This is a genomic window from Pseudonocardia ailaonensis (assembly GCF_039531635.1).
Lineage (GTDB): Bacteria > Actinomycetota > Actinomycetes > Mycobacteriales > Pseudonocardiaceae > Pseudonocardia > Pseudonocardia ailaonensis.
In genome coordinates this window covers 318,002-324,104 of record NZ_BAAAQK010000018.1, presented here as the reverse complement: position 1 = coordinate 324,104, position 6,103 = coordinate 318,002, and the positions used below count along the sequence as shown (strand labels likewise).

The 6,103-nt window shown below is 72.8% G+C and carries 6 protein-coding genes; 2 read left to right on the top strand and 4 right to left on the bottom strand.

Going from position 1 to position 6,103, the window contains the following annotated elements:
- Positions 1–5 precede the first annotated feature (5 nt).
- The 3 genes from ABD324_RS23785 to mce all read right to left on the bottom strand — a co-directional run bounded on the left by ABD324_RS23785 (position 6) and on the right by mce (position 3,253).
- Complete coding sequence (locus ABD324_RS23785) at positions 6–1,142, bottom strand: coiled-coil domain-containing protein (RefSeq protein ID WP_344421127.1); 1,137 nt, start codon at positions 1,140–1,142, stop codon at positions 6–8.
- A gap of 106 nt (positions 1,143–1,248) precedes the next feature.
- Positions 1,249–2,580, bottom strand: a complete 1,332-nt coding sequence (gene ccrA, locus ABD324_RS23780; protein WP_425565889.1) for a crotonyl-CoA carboxylase/reductase — start codon at positions 2,578–2,580, stop codon at positions 1,249–1,251.
- A gap of 187 nt (positions 2,581–2,767) precedes the next feature.
- Positions 2,768–3,253, bottom strand: a complete 486-nt coding sequence (gene mce / locus ABD324_RS23775; protein WP_344421121.1) for a methylmalonyl-CoA epimerase — start codon at positions 3,251–3,253, stop codon at positions 2,768–2,770.
- Between the two features lie 137 nt (positions 3,254–3,390).
- Here mce and ABD324_RS23770 point away from each other — a divergent pair, with 137 nt between their 5' ends.
- Together ABD324_RS23770 and meaB are read left to right on the top strand one after the other, a co-directional pair.
- Positions 3,391–4,569, top strand: coding sequence for an acetyl-CoA C-acetyltransferase (locus ABD324_RS23770; protein WP_344421118.1), 1,179 nt, complete (start codon positions 3,391–3,393; stop codon positions 4,567–4,569).
- Positions 4,566–5,489, top strand: coding sequence for a methylmalonyl Co-A mutase-associated GTPase MeaB (gene meaB, locus ABD324_RS23765; RefSeq protein WP_344421115.1), 924 nt, complete (start codon positions 4,566–4,568; stop codon positions 5,487–5,489). The genes ABD324_RS23770 and meaB overlap by 4 nt, the downstream gene beginning before the upstream one ends.
- 52 nt (positions 5,490–5,541) lie before the next feature.
- Here meaB and ABD324_RS23760 read toward each other — a convergent pair whose 3' ends face one another.
- On the bottom strand, positions 5,542–6,048 hold the full coding sequence (locus tag ABD324_RS23760; RefSeq protein WP_344421112.1) for a MarR family winged helix-turn-helix transcriptional regulator: 507 nt from the start codon (positions 6,046–6,048) through the stop codon (positions 5,542–5,544).
- Positions 6,049–6,103 lie beyond the last annotated feature (55 nt).

Genomic DNA, 6,103 nt, shown 5'->3' with positions numbered 1-6,103 from the left:
GTCGGTCAGGCGCGGGCCCGGGCGGCCGCCTGGCGCTCGGGGCTGGAGCGGGGGGAGCGGGAGGTCGGGGTGGGGTCCGTCGGGCGGAGGCCCGGTGACGGGGTGGTGGTCGCCTGGGTGGGGACCGCCGGGCCGGCTCCGCCGGTCGTCGCGGCTGCTCCCGGGGTCCTGTCGGCCGGTGCCGGCGCCTTCTCGGCTGCGGTCTGCTCGGCTGCCGTCTCCTCGGGGAGGGGTGCGAGGGTGTGCAGGTCGGTCCGCAGGGCTGCGGCGGCGTGGGTGAGCTGCTCGGCGAGGCGGGAGCGCAGGGCGGTGAGGGCGTCGACCTTCTGCTGCGCCTCCGCGACCAGGGCAGCGGCCTCGGTGCGGGCGCCGGCGACCGTGGCGCGGGCCTGCTCGTCCGCGGCCGCGGTGGTGCGGTGGGCGTACTCGTCCGTCTCGGCGCGGCGGCGGGTGATCTCGCGGTCCGCGGTCTCCCGCTCGGTGGTCAGCGCGGCGAGGGCGTCGCCCCGGCGCTGGTCCATCGCGAGGCGGAAGTCCTCCTCGACCTGCCCGCGGCGGGTGTCGGCCTCCGCGTGCAGCCGGGTGATCTCGGCGTCCGCCTCGGCGCGGCGGGTGCGGATCTCCTCGTCGGCGGCGAGCTTGTCCTGCGCGGCCTGCGCCTGCAGCGCCTTGGCCTGCGCGATCCGCCGGTCGGCCTCGTTGCGGGCCGAGGCGAGCGCGGACTCGCGCTCCCGCTCCGTGTCGGCGCGGCGGGTGGCGAGCTCCTGGTCGCACTCGGCGCGGAGCCGGGCGACCTCCGCGTCCGCGGTGGCCCGGGTCTCGGCGACCTCGTCCTGCGCGAGCCGCAGCATGGACCGCATCCGCTCGCTCATGCCCTGCACGCTGTCCGGCGGACCGGCCAGCTTGCGCACCTGCTGGCGCATCGACTCGACCCGCCCGCGCGCCTCGTCGAGCTCGCGGCCGAGCAGGCCGGCCTGGCCGACGGCGGCGTCCCGGTCCGCGGCGAGCAGCCGCACCTCGGCGTCCAACCGGTGGAGGTGGCCGTCCACCTGTTGCTGGTCGTAGCCGCGGCGGACCAGCCGGAAGCCGGATCCGGGCTGGTAACCGGCGTCGGACGTGGGGTTCTCCGGTTCTCCGACCATGCCCGTCACCGTACCGGGCGATGGCGCTCGCGGAGCGTGACGCGCTCCCCGGCGTGAACGTCGTCACCCGACCGGGCGGGGAGGGCCCGCCCGGCCGGGGAGCCGGTCAGACCCCGCGGAAGCGGTTGATGCCCTCGAGGTGCTGGGCGCGCTTCTCGGGGTTCGTCACACCGAGACCCTCCTCGGGAGCCAGCGCGAGCACGCCGACCTTGCCCTGGTGGGCGTTCTGGTGGACGTCGTACGCGGCCTGGCCGACCTCGTCGAGCGAGTACACCTTGGACAGGGTCGGGTGGATCAGGCCCTTGTCGATCAGCCGGTTCGCCTCCCACGCCTCGCGGTAGTTCGCGAAGTGGGAGCCGACGATGCGCTTCAGGTTCATCCACAGGTAGCGGTTGTCGTACTCGTGCATGAAGCCCGAGGTCGACGCGCAGGTGACGATGGTGCCGCCCTTGCGCGCGACATAGACCGACGCGCCGAAGGTCTCCCGGCCCGGGTGCTCGAACACGATGTCCGGGTCGTCCCCGCCGGTGAGCTCGCGGATCTTGGCCCCGAAGCGCTTCCACTCCTTGGGGTCCTGGGTCTGCGGGTCCTTCCAGAACTGGTAGCCCTCGGCGTTGCGGTCGATGACCAGGTCCGCGCCGAGCGACCTGCAGATCTCCGCCTTCTCCGGCGACGACACCACGCAGATGGGCGTCGCGCCGCCGTTGAGGGCGAACTGGGTGGCGTACGAGCCCAGGCCGCCGCTCGCGCCCCAGATCAGGACGGTGTCGCCCTGCTTCATGTCCGCGCCGTTGCGCGAGACGAGCTGGCGGTACGCGGTGGAGTTGACGAGCCCGGGAGAGGCCGCCTCCTCCCAGGTCAGGTGCGCCGGCTTGGGCATGAGCTGGTTCGACTTCACCAGTGCGACGTGCGCGAGCCCGCCGAAGTTGGTCTCGAAGCCCCAGATCCGCTGCTGCGGGTCCATCATCGTGTCGCTGTGCCCGTCCGGGCTCTCCAGCTCCACCGAGAGGCAGTGGGCGACGACCTGGTCGCCCGGCTTCCAGGCGTTGACACCGGCACCCGTCTTGAGCACGACGCCGGCCAGGTCGGACCCCACGACGTGGTACGGCAGGTCGTGGCGCTTGGCCAGCTCGGACTCACGGCCGTAGCGCTTGAGGAAGCCGAACGTGGACACCGGCTCGAAGATCGAGGTCCACACGGTGTTGTAGTTGATGGCGCTCGCCATCACCGCGACCAGCGCCTCACCCGGCCCGAGCTCGGGAGTGGGCACGTCCTCGACGTGCAGGCTCTTGCGCGGGTCCTTGTCCCGGGTGGCGATGCCGCCGAACATCTCGGCCTCGTCGGCGTGCACCGTGACGGCCCGATAGTGGTCCGGCACCGCAAGGTCCCCGACGGCGTCGAAACGCTCGGCGAGGATGGCGTCGAGGATCTCCTGCACTTCTCCGGCCTCCGCTGGCTCAGGTGTGGGACGACTGCTTGGCATACTGAACAGTTACCGCTCAGTATGGTATCCACCAGTCTCTCAGATCCAGGTGATGCACCTCACCGGTGGAAACGACGACGACCCCTCCGGTCAGGTGGATGACACCCGGTCGGAGGGGCCGTCGGGGCCGGAACGGTCCGGACTAGTGCGCGTCCGCCGCGGGCTCGACCAGCTCGACGAGCACGCCACCGGCGTCCTTGGGGTGGATGAAGTTGATCCGCGAGTTCGCGGTGCCGCGCCGCGCCTCCGGATAGAGCAGCCGCAGGCCCTTCGCCTTGCAGGCGTCCATCGCGGCGTCGATGTCCGTGACCCGGTAGGCCAGCTGCTGCAGGCCCGGGCCGTTGCGGTCGAGGAACTTCCCGATGGCGGAGTCCGCGCGCAGCGGCGCGAGCAGCTGGATGCGGCTGGTCGAGGTGGGGTCGGTGCCGGGGGCGGCGAGCATGGCCTCGCGGACGCCCTGCTCCTCGTTGACCTCCTCGTGGGTGTTGACCAGGCCGAAGACGTCGCCGTACCAGGCGATCGCCTCGTCGAGGTCCGCGACCGCGATGCCCACGTGGTCGATCTGGGTGAGCAGCGCACCGAGGGCGCCGCCGGGCGCGTGGTCCGCATGAGTGTCGGAGGTGGTCATGCGCACGAGAATCCCATCCTCACCCGTCGGATGGGGCCTGTGTGGCTCCTCACCCCCTCCGGACGACCCGTCTCACGGCGGTGACCGGCAGGTATCGTCGGCGTTCAATCCTGGTTGCACCCGAGCTGGAGGTCGCCGTGACCGAGTCCGTCATCGTCGCTGGAGCCCGTACCCCCGTGGGACGGTTGCTCGGCTCGCTGAAGGGGTTCACCGGCGCCCAGCTGGGCGGGGTCGCGATCGCCGGCGCGCTCGAGAAGGCCGGTGTCGCGCCGGAGCAGGTCGAGTACGTGATCATGGGCCAGGTGCTCACCGCGGGCGCCGGCCAGATCCCGGCCCGCCAGGCGGCCGTGGCCGCGGGCATCCCGATGGACGTCCCGGCGCTGTCGATCAACAAGGTCTGCCTGTCCGGTGTGGACGCGATCGCCCTGGCGGACCAGCTGATCCGCGCCGGTGAGTTCGACATCGTGGTGGCGGGCGGCCAGGAGTCCATGACCCAGGCGCCGCACCTGCTGCCGAAGTCCCGCGAGGGCACGAAGTTCGGCGACACCGCGCTGGTCGACAGCATGTCCTACGACGGGCTGTTCTGCGCCTTCGACCAGGTCGCGATGGGTGCGTCGACCGAGAAGTACAACAACCGCTACGAGCTCACCCGCGCGGACCAGGACGAGTTCGCGGCGCGCAGCCACCAGCGTGCCGCCGCCGCCCAGAAGAACGGCGTGTTCGACGAGGAGATCGTCCCCGTCGAGATCCCGCAGCGGAAGGGCGACCCGATCGTCTTCGCCACCGATGAGGGCATCCGTGCGGACACCACCGCCGAGAGCCTGGGCAAGCTGCGCCCGGCGTTCGCCGCGGACGGCACCATCACCGCCGGCTCGTCGTCGCAGATCTCGGACGGTGCCGCCGCCGTCGTCGTGATGAGCAAGGCGAAGGCGCAGGAGCTCGGCCTCGAGTGGCTGGCGGAGATCGGCGCGCACGGCGTCGTCGCCGGCCCGGACTCGAGCCTGCAGGAGCAGCCGGCCAACGCGATCGCCAAGGCCTGCGCCAAGCAGGGCATCGACCCGAAGGACCTCGACCTGGTCGAGATCAACGAGGCGTTCGCGGCGGTGGGCGTGGTGTCGGCGCGCAAGCTCGGCATCCCGGACGAGAAGGTCAACGTCAACGGTGGCGCCATCGCCATCGGGCACCCGATCGGCATGTCCGGCGCCCGGATCGCGCTGCACCTGGCGCTGGAGCTCAAGCGCCGCGGCGGCGGCGTCGGTGCGGCGGCCCTCTGCGGTGGCGGTGGCCAGGGCGACGCCCTCATCCTGAAGGTGTGATTGCGGATCTCGTCGAGCGCGCGCTCTCCGGGCAGCACCGCGCGGTCGCCCAGCTGATCTCCCGCGTGGAGAGCGGCTCGGCGGACCTGCCCGAGATCGCCGCGCTGCTCGCCCCGCACACGGGGCGGGCGCAGGTGGTCGGGCTGACCGGCTCCCCGGGCGTCGGCAAGTCGACCACGACCTCCGCGCTGGTCTCCGCCTTTCGCGCGTCCGGGAAGAAGGTCGGCGTCCTCGCGATCGACCCGTCGTCCCCGTTCTCGGGCGGCGCGCTGCTCGGCGACCGGGTCCGGATGGGCGACCACGCGATCGACGACGGCGTGTTCATCCGGTCCATGGCCACCCGCGGGCACCTCGGCGGGCTGGCCTGGGCCACCCCGCAGGCGCTGCGGGTGCTCGACGCGGCGGGCTGCGACGTCGTCCTGGTCGAGACGGTCGGCGTCGGGCAGTCCGAGATCGACGTCGTGTCCCTCGCGGACACCACCCTCGTCCTGCTGGCCCCCGGGATGGGCGACGGGGTGCAGGCCGCCAAGGCGGGGATCCTCGAGATCGCGGACATCTTCGTGGTCAACAAGGCGGACCGGGACGGCGCCGCCCAGACCGTGCGCGACCTGCGGTACATGATGTCGCTCGGCCAGCAGCGGGACAGCTGGAAGGCGCCGGTGTGCAGGACCGTCGCCGCCCGGGCCGAGGGCATCGACGAGGTGGTCGCGGCGATCGGCGAGCACCGGGCCTGGCTGGACTCCTCGGGCGTCGGCGCCACCCGCCGCCGGCGGCGCGCGGAACGGGAGATCGAGGCGATCGGCCTGGAGAAGGTCCGCACCCGCCTCGACGGCCGTCGCCTTCCGGAGCTGGCGGCGAGGGTGGTCCGGGGCGAGCTGGACCCCTATGCGGCGGCGGACGAGCTGCTCGAGGCGCTGTGAGCCCCTGCGCCCCTCCGACGGGCCGGACGCCGTCGCGACCCCCGCCGGCCTGCTAGTCCCCGAAGTCTCCGGAGGCCGCGCGGATCTTGCCGAGCAGGCCGAACAGGGTGCTCTTGCCCTCCGCGTCCAGCCCGGCGAGCCCGAAGTCCACGGCGGTGACGGACTTCGTGGCCTCCTCGAGCAGCCCCAGTCCCGTGTCGGTGATCTCGACGAGCGTGGCGCGCCGGTCCGTCGGGTGCGGGATGCGGCGGACCAGCCCGTCGTTCTGCAGCCGGTCCACGATGTTCGTGACGCTCGTGGGGTGCAGCTGCAGGCGCTCGCCCATCACGCGCATCGGCAGCCGGCGGCGGCGGGAGAAGCTCAGCAGCACCAGGGCCTCGTAGCGGGCGAAGGTCAGCCCGTGCGGCCGCAGCGCCCCGTCGACGGCGGAGAGCAGGATCTGCTGCACCCGCATCACGCTCGTGACCGCGGCCATCGTGTCCGAGGGCCCGACCCGGTCCGCCCACAGCTGCGCCGCCCGTTCGATCGGGTCGAAGGGCAGGGGGCCACGCGATGCCATGAACAGGGACGCTAGCAGGGCGGACGCGGCCCGATCATGGCGGCGCTCCCCGGCG

Coding starts and splice junctions, on each gene's coding strand:
- ABD324_RS23785 (WP_344421127.1), bottom strand. CDS start 1,142: ATGGTCGGAGAACCGGAGAACCCCACGTCCGACGCCGGTTACCAGCCC.
- mce (WP_344421121.1), bottom strand. CDS start 3,253: ATGACCACCTCCGACACTCATGCGGACCACGCGCCCGGCGGCGCCCTC.
- ABD324_RS23760 (WP_344421112.1), bottom strand. CDS start 6,048: ATGGCATCGCGTGGCCCCCTGCCCTTCGACCCGATCGAACGGGCGGCG.